Source organism: Vibrio sp. 1457, assembly GCF_033340195.1.
GTDB classification, from domain to species: Bacteria; Pseudomonadota; Gammaproteobacteria; order Enterobacterales; family Vibrionaceae; genus Vibrio; species Vibrio alginolyticus.
The window spans coordinates 1-1018 of record NZ_JAWOWA010000161.1; the positions used below are offsets into that span (position 1 = coordinate 1).

General features: G+C 55.0%; 2 protein-coding genes. Both read left to right on the plus strand.

Features of this window, described 5'->3' with window-relative positions:
• On the plus strand, nt 1-803 hold an 803-nt coding region (gene kbl, locus R7Z41_RS24565), incomplete at its 5' end, for a glycine C-acetyltransferase (protein ID WP_318141713.1).
• 9 nt (nt 804-812) lie between these two features.
• Nucleotides 813-1018 (plus strand): alcohol dehydrogenase catalytic domain-containing protein (locus R7Z41_RS24570; RefSeq protein WP_318141714.1); only part of this gene is annotated, 206 nt, incomplete at its 3' end.

A 1018-nucleotide genomic window follows, 5' to 3' on the forward strand; every position in this document is an offset into this window, starting at 1 on the left:
ACGCACTGAACCACGCGTCTATTATTGATGGTGTGCGTCTGTGCAAAGCTAAACGCTATCGCTATGCCAACAACGATATGCAGGAGCTGGAAGCACGTCTGAAAGAAGCGCGTGAAGCCGGTGCGCGTCATGTGCTGATTGCCACCGATGGTGTGTTCTCGATGGACGGCGTGATTGCCAACCTGAAGGGCGTTTGCGATCTGGCAGATAAATACGATGCCCTGGTGATGGTAGACGACTCCCACGCGGTCGGTTTTGTCGGTGAAAATGGTCGTGGTTCCCATGAATACTGCGATGTGATGGGCCGGGTCGATATTATCACCGGTACGCTTGGTAAAGCGCTGGGCGGGGCTTCTGGTGGTTATACCGCGGCGCGCAAAGAAGTGGTTGAGTGGCTGCGCCAGCGTTCTCGTCCGTACCTGTTCTCCAACTCGCTGGCACCGGCCATTGTTGCCGCATCCATCAAAGTGCTGGAGATGGTCGAAGTGGGTAGCGAGCTGCGTGACCGTCTGTGGGCGAACGCGCGTCAGTTCCGTGAGCAAATGTCGGCGGCGGGCTTTACCCTGGCGGGAGCCGATCATGCCATTATTCCGGTCATGCTTGGCGATGCAGTAGTGGCGCAGAAATTTGCCCGTGAGCTGCAAAAAGAGGGCATTTACGTCACCGGTTTCTTCTATCCGGTCGTTCCGAAAGGTCAGGCGCGTATTCGTACCCAGATGTCTGCGGCGCATACCCCTGAGCAAATTACGCGTGCAGTAGAAGCATTCACGCGTATTGGTAAACAACTGGGCGTTATCGCCTGAGGATGTGAGATGAAAGCGTTATCCAAACTGAAAGCGGAAGAGGGCATCTGGAGGACCGACGTTCCTGCACCGGAACTCGGGCATAACGATCTGCTGATTAAAATCCGTAAAACAGCCATCTGCGGGACTGACGTTCACATCTATAACTGGGATGAGTGGTCGCAAAAAACCATCCCGGTGCCGATGGTCGTGGGCCATGAATATGTCGGTGAAGT